A 20,353-nucleotide genomic window follows, 5' to 3' on the forward strand; every position below is an offset into this window, starting at 1 on the left:
ATCCCCCGGTCGCCGTACCCGTCGTACGGAATCCGCCTGAACCCGAGTTCACGAGGACACCTTTCCCGATGCCTGCGAGCGAGTCCCCGAAGCAGTTCCCCGAGATCTCCCTCACGACCTCCGAGGACGTGACCTCCGAGGGCGTGCGGGCCTGGCTGACGTCGGCCGTCGCCGAGGCGGCCGGGCTCGACCCACTGGCCGTCGACCCCGAGCGGCCGATCGCCGAATTCGGCCTGGGATCACGCCAGTTGGTAACCCTGGCCGCGGAACTCTCCGGGCGGATCGGCCGCGCCGTGGAGCCGTCCCTCGTCTTCGACCACCCCACCGTCGCGGCGCTCGCCGCGGCGGTCCTCGACGAAGGGCCCGTCGGCGAAAGGCCTGTCGGCGCGGCGGCGCCGGTGCCGGCGGACGCGCCGGTACGCGGCGACGAGGACATCGCCGTCATCTCCATGGGCTGCCGCTACCCCGGCGGCGCCGACGACCCCGAGGCGCTGTGGCGGCTGCTCGCCTCCGGCGAGGACGCCATCACCGAGGTGCCCGCGGGCCGTTGGGACACCCGGGGGCTCTACGACCCCGACCCGGAGGCCCCCGGCAAGACGTACACCCTGCGCGGCGGCTTCCTCTCCGACATCGACCGTTTCGACGCGCACTTCTTCGGGATCTCACCGCGCGAGGCCGCGGTCATGGACCCCCAGCAGCGGCTGCTGCTCGGAACCGCCTGGGAGACGATCGAGCGCGCCGGGATCGTCCCGGACACGCTGAACGGCAGCTCCACGGGCGTCTACATCGGGCTGTACGACAGCGGCTACCAGGCCTCGGCCCCGCTCGGCCGGCTCGACGGGCACGTGGGCACCGGTTCGGCGTCCAGCGTGGCCTCCGGACGCATCGCCTACACCCTCGGCCTCCAGGGCCCGGCGGTCACCGTCGACACCGCCTGCTCCTCCTCCCTCGTCGCCCTGCACCTGGCCGCGCGGGGGCTGGCCAGCGGCGAGTGCGACCTCGCGCTGGCGGGCGGCGCGACGCTCCTTGTCACCCCGCGCGGACACGTCGAGTTCAGCCGGCTGCGCGGGCTGTCGCCGTCCGGGCGGTGCAGCCCGTTCTCGACCGACGCGGACGGCGTGGTGTGGGCCGAGGGCTGCGGTCTGGTGCTGCTCAAGCGGCTCGCGGACGCGCGCCGCGACGGCGACCGGGTCCTCGCCGTCGTCAAGGGGTCGGCCATCAACCAGGACGGCCGCAGCCAGGGCCTGAGCGCTCCGAGCGGCCCGGCGCAGGAACGGGTGGTGCGCGCCGCCCTCGATGCGGCCGGACTGCGCCCGGACGACCTGGACCACGTCGAGGCGCACGGCACGGGCACCCGGCTCGGCGACCCCATCGAGGGCCGGGCGCTCGCCGCCGTCTTCGGGCCGGGGCGCCCGGCCGACCGGCCGCTCGGCGTCGGCTCCCTCAAGTCCCAGATCGGTCACACCCAGGCCGCGGCGGGCATCGGCGGTGTCATCAAGACGGTCCTGGCCCTCGGCCACGAACTGCTCCCTGCCTCCCTGCACGCCGACACGCCGACCGAGCACGTGGACTGGGCGGGCGGCGGGCTGCGGGTGCACAGCGCAGCCCGGGCATGGCCACGGGGCGGCGACCGGGTGCGGCGGGCCGGGGTGAGCGCGTTCGGGATCAGCGGTACGAACGCGCACGTGGTGCTGGAGGAGGCGCCGCGGGACCTCGTACGGGCGGCCACCGGGACACCCCCGACGCAGCTCCCCGGCGCGACCCTCTTCCCGCTCTCCGCCCGTACCCTCCCCGCCCTCCGGGGCCAGGCCGCCCGTCTCCTCGAAGCGCTCGACGATCAGCCGCGGCCGGCGCTGTCCCAGGTGGCCGCGACGCTGGCCCACCACCGCACGCACTTCGAGCACCGGGCCGTCGTCCGGGCGGCCGACCGCGACGACCTGCTGACCGCCCTGCGCGCACTCGCCGAGGGCCGAACCGACAGTGACACCGGCAACGGCACCGGTGCCGATGTGGCCGTCGGGCCCCAGCAGGCCGTGCCCACCGGCAAGTTGGCCTTCGTCTTCCCCGGGCAGGGCTCCCAGTGGGCCGGTATGGCCCGCGATCTGCTCGACCGCGACCCGGTGTTCGCGGACGAACTCGACCGCTGCGACGCCGCCCTGCGCCCTTTCACCTCCTGGTCGGTGGCGGCCGTCCTGCGTGGTGCCGAGGGCGCCCCGCCCCTGGACCGCGTGGACGTCGTGCAGCCGGTCCTGTTCGCCGTGATGGTGTCCCTGGCCGCGGTGTGGCGGGCCCGTGGCGTACGGCCGGACGCCGTGGTCGGACACAGCCAGGGCGAGGTCGCCGCGGCCTGCGTCGCGGGCGCGCTCAGCCTGAGCGACGCCGCCGCGGTGGTCGCCCTGCGCAGCCAGGCCCTGACCGGGCTGTCGGGCACCGGCACCATGGCCGTCGTCGCCCTCCCGCACACCGAGGTCGAGGACCGCCTCGCCGACCTCGACGGACGGGTCTGCGTCGCCGCCGTGAACAGCGGCCGCTCGACGGTGATCGCCGGTGACGTCGAGCCCCTGGAAACCCTGCTCGCCGACCTCGACCGCGAGCAGGTCTTCGCCCGCCGCCTCGATGTCGACTACGCCTCCCACAGCCCCCGGGTCGAGCCGGTCCGCGCGACGGTGCTCGACGAACTCGACGGCGTCACCACCTGCCCGACCTCCGTCACTTGGTACTCCACCGTCACCGGCGAACCGGTCACCGAGGAGTTGGAGGCCGACTACTGGTACACCAGTCTGCGCGAGCCCGTCCGCTTCGCACCCACCGTGGAGCGCATGGCCGCGGACGGCTACCGCTGCTTCGTCGAACTCGGCCCCCACCCCTCTCTCGTCACCGCCCTGCACACCGTCGCCGAGGACTCCGGCCACGAGAACCTGGTCGCCGTCGGCTCGCTGCGCCGCGACGAGGACGGGCCCGCCTGCCTGGACCGGGCCGCCGCCGAACTCCACGTCCACGGACGGCGGATCGACTGGCGCCGGCTGGTCCCCGACACCGTCCCCGTCGACCTGCCGACGTACGCCTGGGATCCGCGGCGCCACTGGATCGAGCCCGAGTCCACCACCGGTGCCCCAGGCCTCTTCGACCGCGCCGCGCACCCCCTGCTCGGTATCCAGCTCCAGTCGCCGGACGAGACCCGCTGGACCTTCCGGGGCGAGTGGTCCCAGGACACCGCCGACTGGCTGCCCGAGCACACCGTGTTCGGCCGGACCGTCGTCTCCGGCACCACCCTGATGGAACTCTGCCGCGCCGCGCTCGCCGTGGCCCACCCGGACGACCCGGCCGACCTCACCGACCTGCTCCTCCTCAGCCCTCTCACCCTCCCCGACTCCGGCACGGTCGAGGTGTCCGTCGAGGTGGTCACCGCCGGTCCCGTACCGGAGATCACCGTGCACAGCCGCCCCCGCGCCCAAGAGGCCACGGGCTGGACCCTGCACGCCACCGCGTCCACCTCCGCACCTGCCGCGCCGACGGAGGAACGGCCCCCGGTGTGGCCGGAGGCCGCCGAATCGGCCTGGACCCCGGGGACGTACGAGCGGCTCAGCGAACTCGGCCTCGGCTACGGCCCGGCCTTCCAGGGCGTACGGTCGGCGGTCACGACCGGCGACGGTGAACTGCTGGCCCGGCTCTCGCTGCCGCCCACGGCCCGCGACACGGCCGACCCGTACCCCCTCCACCCCGCCCTGCTGGACGCCGCGCTGCACGTGGCCGCCGGGCTCGACGCGTCCGACGGCCGGGTGCTGCTCCCGGTCGCGGTGGGCCGGTGCGTCCTGCCGCCCGGTGGCGCGAGGGACCTCACCGCGGCCGTACGACGCACGGGCGGCTCCGGCACGGACCTCACCCTGGATGTCACGCTGTGGGACACCGACGGCCTCCCGGCCGGTCGCCTGGAGGGCGTACGACTGCGGGCCGCGGACCCGGCGGACCTGAAGGGCGCCTCGGAGAACGCGCGGCACCTGTACGAGGTGGTCTGGACGGCCGTACCCGAACAGCCCGCCGAGGCGCCGGGCACCGAGTGGGCCGTCCTCGGCGACCCCTCGGAGCCGGAGGTCGCCGGGGCCCTGCGTGGTCTCGCGGCGGCGGGGACCCACGTGCGGAGCGGGACGGGTGGCGCGGACGTGAGCGGGACCGGCGGCGTCGACGTGAGCGGGACCGGCGGCGTCGACGTGCTCGTACGGTTCTGGCCGCGCCCGGCGACGGACGCCGAACCGGCCGCCACGGCACAGGAGTTGGCCGCCGCGGCCCTGGCCGAACTGCGTGCCCTGATCGCCCTCCCGCAGGACGAGGCACCTGCCCGGACCGTGTGGGTGACGCGCGGTGCGGTCGGGGCCGTCGACGAGGACACCGTGCCCGGCCTCGCCCAGTCCGTACTGTGGGGGCTCGCCCGCAGCGCCCGCGCCGAACACCCGGAACTCGGCCTGACCCTGCTCGACCTCGACGACTTTGACCCGGCGGACATGCTCCCGACCGTCGCCACCCACACCGAGGAGCCCGAACTCGCCTTCCGCGCGGGCACTCTGCTCGCGCCGCGGCTCGTCCGCGCCCGTAACCGGGACGCGACCGGCACCCCGGTCGTCCTCGACCTGGTCGGCCGCCCCACCCTCGTACCCACCGACGGCACGGTGCTGATCACCGGAGGCCTCGGTGCCGTCGGGCGGCACCTCGCCCGGCTGCTCGCCGAACACGGCGTTCCGCGCCTGCTTCTGACGTCTCGTCGAGGACCGGACGATCCGCGAGCCCCCGAGGTCGCCGCCGAACTGACCGCGCTCGGCGTCGAGGTCGAGGTCGCGGCCTGCGACATCGGGGACGCGGCGGACGTGGCCGATCTGCTCGGCCGTATCGGGGAGGAGTCGCCGCTGCGCGGTGTCGTGCACTGCGCCGGAGTCCTGGCCGACGGGGTGGTCGCCGAGCTGACGCCCGAACGCCTCGCACAGGTACTGCGCCCCAAGGTCGACGGCGCCGCCCACCTGCACCGGCTCACCGCCGACGCGCGACTCGACCTGTTCCTGCTGGTCTCCTCGGCCGCCGGAGTCGTCGGCAACGCGGGCCAGGGCAACTACGCCGCGGCCAACGTCTACCTCGACCAACTCGCCCACCACCGGCGGGCCCTGGGCCTGCCCGGCGTCTCCCTCTCCTTCGGCGCCTGGGCGGGCGAGGGCCTCGCCGCCGCACACGCCGACCTGGACCGGCTGGCCCGTCTCGGCCACCGCGCCCTCACCCCCGACCAGGGCCGTGAACTCGTCGAACTCGCCCTGCGGCACGGCGCCCCGCACCTCGTCGCCTGGGCCCTGGACCTGCCCCGCCTGCGCGAGACCGTGACCACCACGGGCGGCGGTACGTCGGCGCTGTGGCGCTCGCTGCTGCCCGCGCCCCGCACCGGTCGCAGCGGCGGCGACGGTCTGGCCGACGGTTTGGCCGACCGCCTGGCCCGGCTGCCCGAGGCCGAACGCGCCGAACGCGTCCTGGCCCTGGTCCGCGAGGAGATCTCCCGCGCCCTCGGACTGCGCTCGACGGAGTCCGTCCGCCCCGACCAGCCGCTGCGCGAACTCGGCATGGACTCGGTGACGGCGGTCGAACTCCGCAACCGCATCGGCGCCCGGATCGGCGCGAAGCTCCCGGCCACCCTGCTCTTCGACCACCCCACCGCGGCCCGGCTCGCCGCGCACCTGCTGTCCACCGCCCTCGCGGCGGGCGACCGCACCACTCCCACCACACGACCCACACGACCCACACGCGCCACGACGCCGGCCTCCGACGAACCGGTGGCCCTGGTCGCCATGGCCTGCCGCCTGCCGGGCGGTGTGAGCGATCCGGAAGGCCTGTGGAACCTGGTCGCAGAGGGGCGCGACGCGGTGGGCCCCTTCCCGGCCGAACGCTGGGACGTGGCAGCGCTGTACGACCCCGACCCGGACGCCGTCGGCAAGTCCTACGCCCGAGAGGGCGGCTTCCTGAACGACGACGACCTGGCGTCCTTCGACGCGGGCTTCTTCGGAATCACCCCGAAGGAAGCGGCCGCGATGGACCCCCAGCAACGGCTGCTCATGGAGACGGCGTGGGAGGCGCTGGAGCGCGCCGGGATCGTGCCCGCCGAACTCGCCGGCAGCACCACCGGTGTGTACGTCGGCATGTTCGGCAGCGACTATCTCGCGGGGTCCCGCCTCGACCAGCTGGACGGGTACGTCGGCACGGGCTCGGCGCTGAGCGTGGCCTCGGGGCGGCTCGCCTACGCGCTGGGGCTGGGCGGCCCCGCGCTGACGGTGGACACGGCGTGCTCCTCGTCGCTGGTGGCACTGCACCTGGCGGCGCAGGCGCTGCGGTCCGGAGAGTGCGACCTCGCGCTCGCCGGTGGTGTGACGGTGATGGTGACCCCGGGAACCTTCGTGGAGTTCAGCCGACTGCGGGGCCTGTCCCCGACCGGCCGCTGCCGCTCCTTCTCCGACGACGCCGACGGCGCCATCTGGGCCGAGGGCGCCGGCATGGTCGTACTGAAGCGACTGAGCGACGCCCGGCGCGACGGTGACGAGGTGCTCGCCGTGCTGCGCGGCACGGCCGTCAACCAGGACGGCCGCAGCCAGGGGCTGTCCGCGCCGAACGGTCCGGCGCAGGAACAGGTGATCCGGCGGGCACTGGAGCTGTCCGGGCTGGAGCCCGCCGACATCGACTACGTGGAGGCGCACGGCACGGGCACCACGCTGGGCGACCCGATCGAGGCGAACGCCCTGGCGGAGGTCTTCGGCGACTCACGCCCGCAGGACCGCCCCCTGTACCTGGGCTCGCTCAAGTCCAACATCGGACACGCACAGGCTGCCTCGGGTGTGATCGGGCTCGTCAAGGTGGTGCAGTCGCTGCGCCACCGGACCCTGCCGCGCACCCTGCACGCCGACACGCCCAGCAGGCACGTCGACTGGGAGAACAGCGGGCTGCGGCTGGTGCGGGACACGGCGGCCTGGCCGTCGTCGCCCGGACGGACACGGCGGGCCGGAGTGAGCGCCTTCGGGATCAGCGGGACCAACGCGCATGTGATCGTGGAGGAGGCCCCGCCGGTCGAGAAGGCGGGCGGGAAGGGTGAAGTCCCGCCGGGTAAGCGACTGTTCGTGCTGTCGGGGCGCAGCGAGGCCGCCCTGCGGGGGCAGGCCGCGCGACTGGCCGACCACCTGACCGAGGAGGCCGGCGAGGACCTCGCCCTCCTCGACGTGGCCCACACCCTGGCCCGGCACCGCAGCCACTTCGAACGGCGCGCGGCCCTCGTCGCGGCTGACCGGGACGAACTGCTGCTACGGCTCGACGCGTTGGCGAGCGGGCGGGCGCCCCTTGCCGCGCCACGCGACGGCGGGACGGGCAAGGTGGCCTTCGTCTTCGCCGGACACGGCGGTCAATGGCCCGGAATGGGCGTCGAGTTGATGGCCGGATCGGATGCGTTCCGCGAGGAGCTGGTCCGCATCGACGATGCCGTTCGCCGACGGGTCGGCTGGTCGGTGCTCAACGCGCTGCGGGCGCCGGAGGAGTTCGCGCCGCTCGGCCGCACCGAGTTCCTGCAACCGGTGCTGTTCGCGGTCAACGCCTCACTGGCCGCGGCCTGGCGCGCGCTCGGCGTCCGTCCGGACGCCGTCGTCGGGCACAGCCTGGGCGAGATCGCCGCCGCGTACAGCGTGGACGCCCTCACCCTGGACGAGGCCGTGACCGTGGTGACCGGACGCGGGCAGGCGGTCGTACCGCTGGTGGGCAAGGGCGGCATGCTGTCCCTGGAACTGCCGCCCGCGCGGGTCGAGGAGCTGCTCGCGCCGTTCGCGGGCCGCCTGTTCGTCGCGGCGGTCAACAGCGCCCGGTCCACGGCCGTCTCCGGCGAGGCCGACGCGCTGGCCGAACTGCGCGACCGCCTCGACGAGCGGGGCATCGCCGCACGCCCGCTGACGACACCGTTCGCCTCGCACACCCCCTTGATGGACCCGCTCCGTGCGGAGCTGCTCGAGCGTTTCTCCGGCGTCAGGGGCGCCCGGACACCGACCCCGCTGTACTCGGCGGTGCTGGCCGAACCCGTCCCCGGCGACCTGCTGGACGCCGACCACTGGTACGCCAACCTCAGGGAGCCGGTCCGGTTCGCGGACACGATCCGACGGATGCTGGACGACGGCTACCGCTACTTCGTCGAGCTGAGCCCGCACCCCTCGCTCATCTCGTCGATCGAGGCGGTGGCGGCGGAGGCCGGGATCGACGCGGTCGGCATCGGCTCGCTGCGTCGCCAGAGCGACGGACCCGACGTACTGCTGCGCGGGCTGGGGGAGTTGTACACGGCCGGGCACACGCCCGACTGGTCGCGGCTGTTCCCGCAGGGCCGCCGGGTCGGCCTGCCGACCTACGCCTTCGCCCGCGAACGCCACTGGCTCGCGCCCGCCCCGGCCACCGCCGCGGTCGGTGGATCACCGCTGCTCGGCACGCACCTGGAGGCCAGCGACGAACCCGACCGGCACCTCTTCCAGGCCGACATCGACCTCGACGACAGCCGCTTCGCCTATCTCACCGACCATCGGGTCACCGGTGAGGTCTGGCTGCCCGGCGCCGCCTTCCTCGACATGGTCCTGGAGGCCGCGTCCGTGCTGCGGGGCGGCGGCGAAGTACGGCTGGCCGACATCAGGTTCGTACAGCCGCTGCCGCTGGACGTGGACCGGCCCGTACGGCTGCAACTGGTCCTGAGCCCGGCCGAGGACGGTTTCCGGGACTTCAGCATCGCCTCGACGCCCGCCGCAGGGCGTGGCGCGCCGTGGCAGCGGCACGTCAGCGGACGTCTCGCGGTCACCGAGGAAACCGCCGCCGCCGACGACGAAGAGCGGGTCGACGCCGTGCGCGAACGGTGCGACGAGCAGGTCGATCTGGCGGCGGTGTACGCCGGGCTCGCGGCCCTGGGCATCGACTACGGCCCCGCCTTCCGGGGGCTGGAGGAGGGCCGCCGTACGGACGCGGCCGCCCTCGGTCGCCTGGCCCGCACGCCCGCCGCCGGTCATCTGCTGCATCCCGCCGTCCTCGACGCGGCCTTCCACACGGCCGCCCTGCCGGGTGGCGCGCCCGAGGGCCGGGCGTTCGTGCCCGCGGCCGTCGGACAGCTGAGGTTCACCGGACTGCGCACGGCGCCCGTGTGGGCGACCTGCCGACTGCGTTCCGTGGACGGCGACACCGCGACCGTGGACCTGCGGCTGTGGGACGAGGACGAGCAACTGGTTTTGGAGGCGACGGAGTTCGCACTGGCCGCACTGTCTCCGCTGGACGGCGCGCTCTTCGAGACCCACTGGCAGCCGCGCCCGGCCGCGCAGCGGCCGCCCGCCGAGGGCGGTTGGCTGATCCTGGCCGACGACACGGGCGTCGCGGCCGAACTGGAGGAGCGGCTCGGCTCGACCGTGCCGCGGGTGATCGCCCGCAGGGGCGAGTCGTTCGGCGTCGAGGGACCCGGTCGTTACGTGCTCGACCCCGCCGATCCGCGGCACCTGGCCCGCCTCCTGGACGAGGCCTTCCCCGACGGGCCGCCCGAGCGGGTGGTCCAGCTGTCCGCGCTCGACGCCCCGGCGATCACGGATGCCGGTACGGCCGAGGAGGCGGCGCGGCTGTGCTGCCTGAGCACGCTGCACCTGGTGCGGGCGCTGGCGGACCGGCCGCGGGGCCGGGCCCCCCGTCTCTTCGTCGTCGCACGGGGCAGCCAGGCCGCCGGTGACAGCACCCGGGTGACGCACCCTCAGCAGGCCCTCGCCTGGGGCTTCGGCCTCGCGGTGGCGCAGGAGTACCCGGAGCTGTCGGCCACCCTGATCGACCTGCCGCCCACCGACGGTGTCGACGCCCTGTGGACACAACTGCGGCACGCGGACGACGAACGGCTGGTCGCGCTGCGGGAGTCGGGCCGACTGGTCCCACGTCTGGCCCGCACCCGCCCCGACGACGGGGGCAACGGCGAGGTCACCCCCGACGGCGTCTACCTGATCACCGGCGGTCTGGGCGGCCTCGGCCGGGTCGTCGCCGAACGACTGGTCCGCCGCGGGGCCCGCCGACTGGCCCTGATGAGCCGCGGCGAGCCCGACGCGCCCACCGCGAGCTGGATCAGGGGTCTCGAAGAACACGGGACCACCGTGCACCTCGCCCGCGCCGACGTGGCCGACCGCGAGGAACTGACGGCAGCCCTGGACGCCGTACGACGGGAAGCGGGGCCGATCGCCGGAGTCGTCCACGCGGCCGGTGTCCTCGACGACGCGACGGTGGCGAACCTGACCGACGAGCGCGTCCTGCGCGTGCTCGCCCCCAAGGTCCTCGGCACCACACTGCTCACCGAACTGATCCCGGAGGCCGAGAGCCTCGTCCTGTTCGCCTCGGCGGCCGGTCTCCTCGGCTCCGCGGGACAGAGCCCGTACGCGGCGGCGAACGCCTTCCTCGACGCCTGGGCGCACCACCTCTCCCGCGCCGACCGCCGGGCGCTGAGCCTGGACTGGGGCGCCTGGGCGGGCGTGGGCATGGTCGCCGAGTCCGGCACCCGGGCCGCCGAGACCGGCCGGTCGGGGCTGCTCGCGTTCTCCCCGCAGGACGGGGGCGAACTCTTCGAACGGGTGCTGGCCACCTCGCGTCGTCAACTCGCCCCCCTCGCCCTGGACTGGGAGACCCTCGCGCACGACCCGGACGCGGCCCGCACCCGACCGATCCTCGGCGACCTGATCACCGTACCGACCGGCGGTGACGGCGCGGACGACCTCGTCGCGAGCGTGTTCGCGGCGACGACGGAACGGGACCGCGCGGACCGCCTCGAAGCGTATGTACGGGCCCGGGTCGGCCAGGTCTCCGAAGGCACGGTGGACGTCTCCGCGACCACGGCCCTGAAGGAACTCGGCCTGGACTCCCTCATGCTCGTCCGGCTGCGCAACGCCTTCGCCCGCGAGCTGGGCGCCGAACTCCCGACCGCCACGGTGTTCTCCGCCTCCGACATCCGCGGCCTGGCCCGGGCGCTCGGTGAGGTGCTGCCCGAACGGGACACGGTCGCGCAGGCCGGGGAACGGCGGCCCGAGGCACGGCGGCCCGAGGTCGCCGTCGAGGTGCCCGAGAGCGAACTGCGGCCCGCGACCCGCGATGTCGTACGACTGCTGCGCAGCGCCCGGCCCGGCATGCCGGACGCGGCCCACGCCGTCGGCCTGGCCCTCCGGCTCACCACGCCCACCACCCGCGAGGCGCTCACCGACATCCTCACCCGTCTCGCCGGACGGCACGCCGCGCTGCGCACCGCGATCGTGACCGGTGCCGCCGGCGAACACGCGCGGCTGCTGCGCGTGGACCGGGCGCTCGCACGGCCGGTACTGCGCTGGACGGACGTGCCCGGCGACGACGAACTCGACGCGGCCGACCGGCTGCGGCGGCTGCTGGAACCGCCCTTCGACCTGGCGAACCCTCCGTTGTGGCGCTTCGAGCTGCTCGACGCCGGTGCCCGGGGCCAGGTCCTGACGTTCGGCGCGCACCACGCGGTGAGCGATCTGCAGTCGCTGCTGCTCGTGGCGGGGGAACTCGACGCCGAACTGGCCGGCACCTCGCTCGGCGACGCCGTCACCAACCGGGACATCGATCTCCTGATCGAGGCGCAGCAGACGGACGACACCCCCGGCGAGGGCGTGACCGCGTGGCGTGAGGCCTTCCAGGGCAGTGACCGACTCGACCTGACGCTCGCCCGGCCCCGCCCGGCGACCCGCTCGTACCGGGCCGGCAGCGTGAGCGTGACGATCCCCGACGGGCTCATGGAACGGGTGTCGGCCGCCGCGAGCGGGCTCGCGATCACGCCCGCCGCCTTCTGCCTCGGCACCCTGACCGTGCTGCTGGCCAGGATGCGGCAGAAGGAACGTTTCGTTCTCGCCGTGCCCGTCGACACCCGCATCCACGCCGACGCGTATGACGCGGTGGGCTTCTTCGGAGTGCCGGTGCCGTTCCCGGCCGAGGCCGGGGCGGGCGAGCGGATCGAGCAGGTGCTGCGCCGCACCGACGGCCGCCTCGACCGGGTCCTCGCGAAGGGCGCCATGTTCTCGGACGTGCTGTCGACCCTCGCCCGGCAGGGGCTGCACCGGGCGAACGCGCCGTTGGTGGAGGTGTACTTCAACTACGTGCGCTCTTCGGCGGGCCACCTCGCCCACCTGGAGGTCCTGCCCGCCGGGACCGGGTACTCCGACCTCGACCTGATGATCACCATGACCCCCGACGCGGGCCGGATCCGGCTCGACCACAACCTCGACATCCTGGACGCGGCGACCTCTGCCGAACTGGGGGAGGAGTTCCTGCGGCTGCTCGCGGAGGCGGCGGACGATCCGACGGCGGCGGTCCGTTCGACGCCGGGTACGGCGGTGGAGCTGCCCGAGGACACTCGCCGTTCCCCGCGCAGGTCGCTCGCCCTCGCCGCCACCTTCGCCCTCGGGAATCTGCCCCTGCTGTGCGAGGCCGCGGTCGAGGAGGGCGCGCGGGACGGCGGTCTGACCGTCGCGGAAGCCCCGTACCACCAGGTGCTCGCCGCCCTGCGCGACCCCTCCGGCGTCTTCGCCGACCCCACCGCGGCGGTGGGCGTGGCGCTGCTGCGGGCGGCGGACCTGGAACGGTTCGGCCCGGTGGACGACGCGCTGCTCGCCGAGTTGCGGACCGCGTTCCCGGCCGCGCTGCGTGCCCTGTCCGAACGGACGCGAAAGCCGCTGATCGTCGGCTTCCTGCCGTCCGCGCAGGCGCAGGACCGCTTCGCACGGTGGGAGCGCGAGATCGCCGAGGAACTGGCCGAGGTGCCCGGCATCGCGGTGCTCCGCCCCGACGACTGGACCCGGCGCCACGCCGTCGAGGAACCCTTCGACGAGCGGACCGAGCGCATCGCCCACCTCCCCTTCACCCCGCCGTTCCAGGCGGCGGTGGCGCTGTGCCTCGCCGACGTCGTACGTGCGGTACGGCGCCCCGCGCCCAAGGTGATCGCGGTGGACGGTGACGAGACGCTGTGGGGTGGGGTGGCCGGGGAGATCGGCCCGGAGGCGGTGGACCTGACCGGACCGCGTGCCCGGCTCGCGCGCCGGCTCCTTCAGTGGCGTGCGGCGGGTGCGTTGTTGGCACTGGTCAGCAACAACGACGAGGCCACGGTGCGGGCCGTCCTGGACCGCCCGGACAGCCTGCTCAAGGCCGAACACTTCAGCGTGCTCTCCGCGACCTGGGGCCCGAAGTCCGGCCGGCTCGCCGAGGCGGCCCGGACGCTCGGCCTCGGCCCGGACAGCTTCCTGTTCCTCGACGACAACCCGGTCGAGATCGCGGGAGTGCGGTCCGCGCTGCCGGAGGTGTTGTCGGTGACGTGCCCGCCGTCGGCCGAACTGGGAGCGTTCCTGGGCAGGCTGTGGCCGCTCGTCCCGGCCGCGGCGACGGCCGAGGACGCGCTGCGGGCGCGGTTCTACGAACAGGAGCGGGACCGGGACGCGGTGCGCGCGCAGGCCGGATTCGAGGAGTTCCTTGCCCAGTTGGAACTCGACGTCGACATCCGGGCCCTGTCCGGGGCCGATGTCGAGCGGGCCGAGCAACTCGTCCGCCGTACCAACCAGTTCACCCTGCGGGCCCGGTCCGCCGACGGGGGAGATCTCGGGCGGTGGCGGGAGCGCGGTGAGGTGTGGACGGCCGCGGCCCGCGACCGGTTCGGCGACTACGGCCAGATCGGGCTGCTCGCCCTCCGCGCGGACGGCGACCAACTCGACGTACTGGCCTGGCTGATGAGCTGCCGGGCGCTCGGCCGGGGAGTCGAGGAACGGCTGCTGCGGTGGCTGGCCGACCGTGCCGACGAGCTGGGCTGCGTCAAGGTCCGACTGACGGCGGAGCGCACCCAGCGCAACGTACCGGCGCGGCGGCTGCTGGCCGCGCTGGGTGGCGGGGACCAGGACGACGAACGCCTGGAGACCGTGGTCACGCCGGAACACCTGCGGGCCTTCCGGTCCTGGCGGCGGGGGTGAACCGGCGGCGCCGACGGGTGAAAGCGGTGGCAGTGGTGGCAGCGGTGGCAGTGCGCGAAAGGACAAGTCACGGGGTGAAGGGCTCTCATGCGTGAGGTGAACGAGGACGCGTCGGCGTACGCCGGACAGCGGGCGACGGCCGAGGCGATCGAGCGGGGTGGCGGCGGGCTGAGCGTCGACGGCCTGCTGGCGAAGGTGAGGACGGCCGCGGCGCCCACGCCGACCGGTTCCGACGCGGGCGCCGCGGCGGCAGCGGTTCATGACGTGGTGCCGGACGTGGAGGGTCCGGCGGCAGCGGTCCCGGACGTGAAGCGTCCGGCGGTAGCGGTCCCGGACGTGGAGGCTCTGGCGGCAGCCATCGCCGCCGTGGCGGGCCGCCATCTGCCCGAGGGGCACCTGTCGCCCGACGCCGACTTCTTCGACGCCGGGGGCACTTCGGTGGGCGCCGTGGAACTCGTCGCGGCGCTGGAGGACGAGCTGGGCATGGAGATCGACCTCGACGACGTCTTCGCCGACGCCCGTCCGACCAGCCTGGCCCGCCGCGGGCTGTCCACCGCACACCCCACGGTCGCCCTCTCGGCCCCGGCCGTATCGGAAACGCCGACGCCCGGGACGACTCGGGCCCCGGACACGGCAGGTACAGCCACGTCCGAGGGGACCGTGCCCGCACCCGGCATCCTCCCCGTCCCGGCCCCCCGCACCGCCCCCGCGGTGGCCGTCACCCCCGCCCCGTACTCCGCGGCCCGTCCCGAGGACCTCGACCAGATCCTGGCCGACCTGGCGCTCGCCGACCGGCTGCCCTGGACCGGCGACCCCGAGCCGCTGCCGCCCCGTCGGATCCTGCTGACCGGCGCCACCGGCTTCCTCGGCAGCCATATGCTCCTCGACCTGCTGCGGCACAGCGACGCCCACGTCTACTGCCTGGTCCGCGCCGCCGACGAGGAGGCGGCCCTCGGGCGGCTCGGTGAGGCGCTCAAGAGGTACGAGCTGCCCTGGTCGTCGGAGGTCCGCCGCCGGGTGACCGTGCTCCCCGGCGACATCCGGCGCCCGCACCTGGGCCTGTCCGACGAACTGTGGACCACGCTCACCCACGAGCTGGACAGCGTCGTCGGCGTGGCGGCGGCCGTGGACTTCCTGCGCGGCTACCAGTCGCTGCGGCAGAGCAACGTCATCGGCTCGCTGACCCTCGCCGAGCTCGCGGCGACCGGCCGGCCGAAGCCGCTGCACCACATCTCCTCCATCGCGGTCTTCAACGAGGTCGGCATCACCGCGATGGGCGAGGACGACCCGCTCGCCCACGTCGACCGCCTCGTCGCGGGCTACGACCAGACGAAGTGGGCGGCGGAGGTCGCCCTGCGACGGGCCCGCGACCACGGCCTGATCGTCACGGCCCTGCGCCCCGGCGGCATCGGCGGCCACACCAGGACCGGCGCCTACAACCCGCAGGACCTCAGCAGCGGTCTCCTCTCGGCCTTCGGCCGCTTCCGCACGGTCCCCGCCTTCAACCACCTGAACGCAGCCCCGGTGGACTGGGTGAGCCGGGTCGCGGTCGGCGTCGTCTGCGAACCCGACGCGTGGGGCTACGACTACAACCTGACCGGCGTACCCAACACCCTCGACGACGTCGTACGGGACATGGCGCTCGGCGGGATGCACGTACGCGTGCAGGACTGGGACGAGTGGCGGACCCATGCCCTGGCCCGGCTGGAGGCCGAGCCGGTGCAAGAACTGGCCTTCCTCACCCGGGTGTTGCGGAGTCCCACCGCCATCAAACTGTGCGAGGCGACTCTGAAGGGCCCGGCGGCCACCGCCGAGCGCACCGCCGCGCTCGTCGAGGCGCTCGGGTTGCGGCCCGCCGCCCGCTACGACGCCCAGGCCCAGCTGAGGACGTTCGAGCGACTCGCCCAGGACGGGTTGGCCCGGCTGCCGCACAAGGACGACCAGCCCTACCTGTGGTTCTCCGAGACGACCGAGGGCGGTGTCGGCCCGGTCGGAGCCCCCGCCGACACTCCCTGCTCGATGGCGCTCACCCTCTCCCTCGCGAGCATGTACCAGCTGGTGAAGGAGCGCCGGGTCGATGTCACCGGCGAGTTGACATGCGCGGCGGTGCATCCCGAACCGCTGGTCGTCGAGCACGGCGACGTCTGGATCCGCCCTGAGGAGGGCATCCCGCAGCGGCACGGCATGCGCCACCGACTCCTCAGCTACCGGCTGGCGTTGCGTGACGCGGAAGGCGGCCGCTGGTGGCTGGAGGGCCACAAGTACGCCCGGGCCCGTCGTGACGTGTGGCGCCAGACCCGGGCGCTCACCGTCGAGATCGGCCGCGAGGGCGCACCGGCGACCCTGGCGGGCGAGCTCGTCGTGCCCGCCGACACCTATCTGCGCGACCAGGTCGACGGCATCAAGGTCGACCCGCGCCTGACCAGCCAGGAGAAGCGGGCCGCCAAGCTGACCTGGCTCGCCTGGTTCGGCCTGGAGATGGGCCGCGGTCTGCTCGGCCCCTTCGCCCGCGCCGCCGCCGACCTCCTCGACCTGCGCCGTACCACGACCCCCTCGGAGCGCCACCGATGATCCTCCGGAGTACCGACTCCCGCACCAGGCCGACGCTCCGCAAGGTCAGGAGCACCACGACCCTGCGCCCTCTCCACCACCGCCTCGATCCGGCGCGGGTCGAGGAGATCCCCTTCCGGGCCGACGACGGCGTACGCCTAGGCCTGACCCGCGTGGACGGTGGCGACACGGACCGCCCCGCCGTGCTGCTCCTGCACGGGCACACCGCGTCCGCCGACATGTTCCTGCTGCCCGAGACCCGCAACCTGGTCGACGTCCTGCTCGACGACGGCTACGAGCCCTGGCTGCTCGACTGGCGGGGCAGCTGCCGGCTGCCGTACAACGAGACCGGCCAGAAGTACACGTACGACGACGTCGCCCTGTACGACATCCCCGCCGCCGTCACCCACATCCGCCGCCGCATCGGCGACCGGCCGCTGTTCGTGGTCGCCCACTGCGTCGGCTCCCTCACGCTGTCGCTCAGCATGACGGCCGGGCTGGTCCCGGGCCTCGCGGGCGTGGTGTCCCAGGGCGTGTTCCTGACGCCGAAGCTCGCGGGCCGCACCTCGCTGCGGATGTCGCTGGCGGGGGAGCTGCTCAGGTCCCGCATCGATCACATACCGGTCGACATCCGCAAGGCCGGCCTGTGGTCGAAGTACACCCCCCTGTTCGCGCTCGCCTCGCGCGGGGCGAGCTGCCCGGATCCGACCTGCCAGATCCTGCACAACTCGGCGTGGGGGACGGGCGCCTCGCTGTTCGTGCACGAGCACCTGTCCGAGGCCACCCACCATCGGCTCGCCGAGCTGCTGGGCCCCGCCCCGCTGTGGATCCTGCCGCATCTGCGCCGCATCGAGCTGGCCCGCACCGTGGTGCGCTGGCACGACGGCGACCACCGCTACCGGGCGCTGCCGCAGAACGCGCTGGACGCGGCGGCCCGTATCGACACCCCCGTCCTGCTGCTCGCCGGCAGCGAGAACGGCCTGTGGCTCGACTCCCAGAGGCTCTGTCACGACGTACTGGCCCGCAGACAGCCGCAGTTGGACGTCGCGTACACCGAGATTCCCGGCTACGGCCACCTGGACACGTTCCTCGGCCGGGGCGCCGCCCTCGACGTGTTCGGGCACATCCTCGAATTCCTCGGCGAACGACGGTGACGGCGGCCCGGGCGGCCGGTTAACGTACCCATCAGTAACCGGACCGCATCGCAGGAGGCCAGCCATGCCGCAGCTCGAAGTCGACGGCGCCAGACTGACGTACGACGACGAGGGCCCCCGCGACGGTGCGGGCGCGCCGCCGGTGTTCATCCACGGCTGGACCGCCAACCGGCACCGCTGGGACCACCAGCTGGCGCACTTCTCGGCCACGCGGCGGGTCATACGTGTCGATCTGCGCGGCCACGGCGAGAGCGACGGGTCGGGACGGCGGAGCATCGCGGAGCTGGCCGGGGACGTCCTCGCCGTCCTCGATCACCTGAAGGTCGAGCGGTTCGTCCCCGTCGGTCACTCGATGGGCGGGATGATCGCGCAGACCCTGGCGCTGGGCCACCCGGACCGGATCGAGCGCATGGTCCTGGTGAACTCGATCAGCCGGATGACGTACAGCCGGGGGAGGGGCCTGCTGATGGCGGTGTCCACACAGGTGCCGTTCAAGCTGTTCGTCGCCGCCAACATCCAGCGGGCCTTCGCCCCCGGGTACCCGCGCGAGGAGATCAAGGAGTACATCCGGACCTCCGCGGCCACACCGCGTGAGGTGGTCATGACCTGCTACGGCGCGATGCGGTCCTTCGACGTCCTCGACCGGGTCGGGGAGATCCGTGTCCCCACCCTCATGATCCACGGCTACTACGACATCCAGCTGCCCGTCTCCCAGATGCTGCGGATGGCGAAGGCGTACCCGGACGCGGAGGTGCGCATCCTGGACGCCGGCCACGAACTCCCGGTGGAGAAGCCCGAGGAACTCACCTCGACCATCGACCGGTTCCTGACCGAGCGCCCCTGAGGCGAACACCGCCTACGAGGTTGCCCTACGGCGTCGCGAGCGGCAGTGGGCGCCGGGCGACCTCGTGGGCCTCCTCGGGGGCAGGCCCAGCATGCGCAGGACGAGTTCGGCCATCTCCTCGTCGGCGCCGGGGCCCGACCGCTCGGACTTGGCGGACGACTTCAGCTGGAGCAGCCCGAGGAGGGAGCCGCCGACGGCGCTGAGGGCGACGAGGGGACTGTCCACCTGGAAGCGGCCGGAGGCGTTGCCCCTCTCGATGTCCCGCAGGGCGCGGGGGCCCAGGCCGAAGTCGGCGTGGATGTAGGGGAGGCCGCCGTAGCGCAGGACGCGGGTGAGTTCCGGGTGGGTGTCGGCGAGCCGGAAGGCCAGCCGGACGCTCACCGCGAACACCTCGGCGGGGTCGTCGAGGTCGCCCGTGATCGAGTCGATCAGCTTGCCGTACTCCTCCAGCGCGTCGACGACCGCCGCCTCGAAGAGCTCCGCCTTCGTCTGGAAGTGGTTGGAGAAGGAGCCGAACCCGACGTCGGCACGCTCGGCGATCTGCTGGATGCTGACCTCGCTCGTGCCCTGTTCGGCCAGGATCCGCTGGGCGGCGGCGATCAGGGCATGGCGGGGTCCGGGCGCGCCTGCGTTCGAAGCGGTTGGCGGGCTGGGCGGCGGCTCGATCGGGCATGCGCTCATCCTGGCCGCGGCATCTTCAGAACTGATGAGGAGATCAGTCGGCGGGCGTCGGTGATCTCGCGACGGACGGACGAACCGTCGTGCCTCGGTGATTCCGCGGCACGGCAAAGGCCGGAGCGGCGGACCCCCGCTCCGGCCTGCGCACCTCCGTCGGAACTACAGCCCGGCGGTCGACAGCCAGCTCTTGGCCACGTCCAGCGGGTCCTTGCTGTCGTTCTGCACCTGGGCGTTGAGCTTGACCAGGGTGTCCGTGTCGAGCTTCGCCGATACGGCGTTGAGCGCGGAAACCCCGGCGGCGGAGAGACCGCTCTTGTAGGCCAGCGGCGTCACGTTCTCAAAACCGAAGAGATTCTTCGGGTCTTGAAGGACCACGAACTTGTTCTTGGTGATTCCGGGGTCGGTCGTGAAAATGTCTGCGGCCTGAATGTTGTTGCCCTTGAGGGCGGCCACGGTCAACGGCCCACCCGCGTCCAGCGCCTTGAACGACTTGAATTCAAGGCTGTATTCGGACTTGAGGCCCTTCAATCCCTGCTTGCGCGTCTGGAACTCCGGCGATCCCCCGATGACCAGGTCCTTGGCCGAGGCGGAGAGGTCGGCGATCGTCGACGAGGTCGTGAGCTTGTACTTCTTGGCGGTCGCCTCGTTGACCGCGATCGCGTCCTTGTCCTCCGCCTTGGAGGGCTCGAGCAGGGTCAGCTTGGAATCGAGCGCGGCCGTGATGGCCTTGCTGGTGTCCTCGACCGTGGTCGGGGCCGCCTTGGCGTTCAGATAGGCCAGCAGCGCGCCGTTGTACTCGGGCAGGACGGTGATCGTGCCGTTCTTGATCAGACCGTAGGTGGTCTCGCGGCTGCCGATGTTCAACTTGTAACTGACCTTGATGCCCTTGGCCTTCAGGGCCTCGCCGTAGATGTCGGCGAGCAGGATGCTCTCGGGGAAGTTGTTGGAGCCGACCACGACCGTGCCGCCCTTGGCGGTGTCGCCCTGCAGCGGGTCCTTGCTGTCGGAGTTGTCGGAGGAACCGCAGCCCGTGAGGGCGGCCGCAGCCACAACCAGCAGGGATACAGCGTACGTTGCGGTCGTTGTGGTGCTTCTGGCGTGGGTCACGTTGGTCATCC

6 protein-coding genes are annotated in these 20,353 nt (G+C 73.5%); 4 read left to right on the forward strand and 2 right to left on the reverse strand.

Translation table 11 applies throughout. The features are described from left to right. Window positions 1-68: 68 nt before the first annotated feature. The 4 genes from ACZ7M3_RS02165 (at window position 69) to ACZ7M3_RS02180 (ending at window position 18,557) form a co-directional block, all read left to right on the forward strand. Complete coding sequence (locus tag ACZ7M3_RS02165; protein ID WP_472060013.1) at window positions 69-14,009, forward strand: SDR family NAD(P)-dependent oxidoreductase; 13,941 nt, start codon at window positions 69-71, stop codon at window positions 14,007-14,009. Between the two features lie 87 nt (window positions 14,010-14,096). Continuing rightward, window positions 14,097-16,580 (forward strand): thioester reductase domain-containing protein, encoded by a 2,484-nt coding sequence (locus tag ACZ7M3_RS02170; RefSeq protein ID WP_472060014.1) that lies wholly within the window; start codon window positions 14,097-14,099, stop codon window positions 16,578-16,580. Beyond that, the gene (locus tag ACZ7M3_RS02175; RefSeq protein WP_472060015.1) at window positions 16,577-17,713 is read left to right on the forward strand and encodes an alpha/beta hydrolase; all 1,137 of its coding nucleotides are present in this window, start codon (window positions 16,577-16,579) and stop codon (window positions 17,711-17,713) included. Before ACZ7M3_RS02170 ends, ACZ7M3_RS02175 begins: the two co-directional genes overlap by 4 nt. Before the next feature lie 64 nt (window positions 17,714-17,777). Beyond that, entirely contained in the window at window positions 17,778-18,557 is a 780-nt protein-coding gene (locus tag ACZ7M3_RS02180) for an alpha/beta fold hydrolase (RefSeq protein WP_472060016.1), read from the forward strand. 12 nt (window positions 18,558-18,569) lie between these two features. Here the strand turns inward: ACZ7M3_RS02180 and ACZ7M3_RS02185 are convergent, their stop codons facing one another. Next, complete coding sequence (locus tag ACZ7M3_RS02185; RefSeq protein ID WP_472060017.1) at window positions 18,570-19,238, reverse strand: TetR/AcrR family transcriptional regulator; 669 nt, start codon at window positions 19,236-19,238, stop codon at window positions 18,570-18,572. 156 nt (window positions 19,239-19,394) lie between these two features. After that, complete coding sequence (locus ACZ7M3_RS02190) at window positions 19,395-20,351, reverse strand: ABC transporter substrate-binding protein (RefSeq protein ID WP_472060018.1); 957 nt, start codon at window positions 20,349-20,351, stop codon at window positions 19,395-19,397. Between the last annotated feature and the right edge of the window lie 2 nt (window positions 20,352-20,353).

The sequence above is a fragment of the Streptomyces sp. NPDC111656 genome, from assembly GCF_055656965.1.

Coding starts and splice junctions, on each gene's coding strand:
- ACZ7M3_RS02170 (WP_472060014.1), top strand. CDS start 14,097: ATGCGTGAGGTGAACGAGGACGCGTCGGCGTACGCCGGACAGCGGGCG.
- ACZ7M3_RS02175 (WP_472060015.1), top strand. CDS start 16,577: ATGATCCTCCGGAGTACCGACTCCCGCACCAGGCCGACGCTCCGCAAG.
- ACZ7M3_RS02180 (WP_472060016.1), top strand. CDS start 17,778: ATGCCGCAGCTCGAAGTCGACGGCGCCAGACTGACGTACGACGACGAG.
- ACZ7M3_RS02185 (WP_472060017.1), bottom strand. CDS start 19,238: ATGAGCGCATGCCCGATCGAGCCGCCGCCCAGCCCGCCAACCGCTTCG.
- ACZ7M3_RS02190 (WP_472060018.1), bottom strand. CDS start 20,351: ATGACCAACGTGACCCACGCCAGAAGCACCACAACGACCGCAACGTAC.
- ACZ7M3_RS02165 (WP_472060013.1), top strand. CDS start 69: ATGCCTGCGAGCGAGTCCCCGAAGCAGTTCCCCGAGATCTCCCTCACG.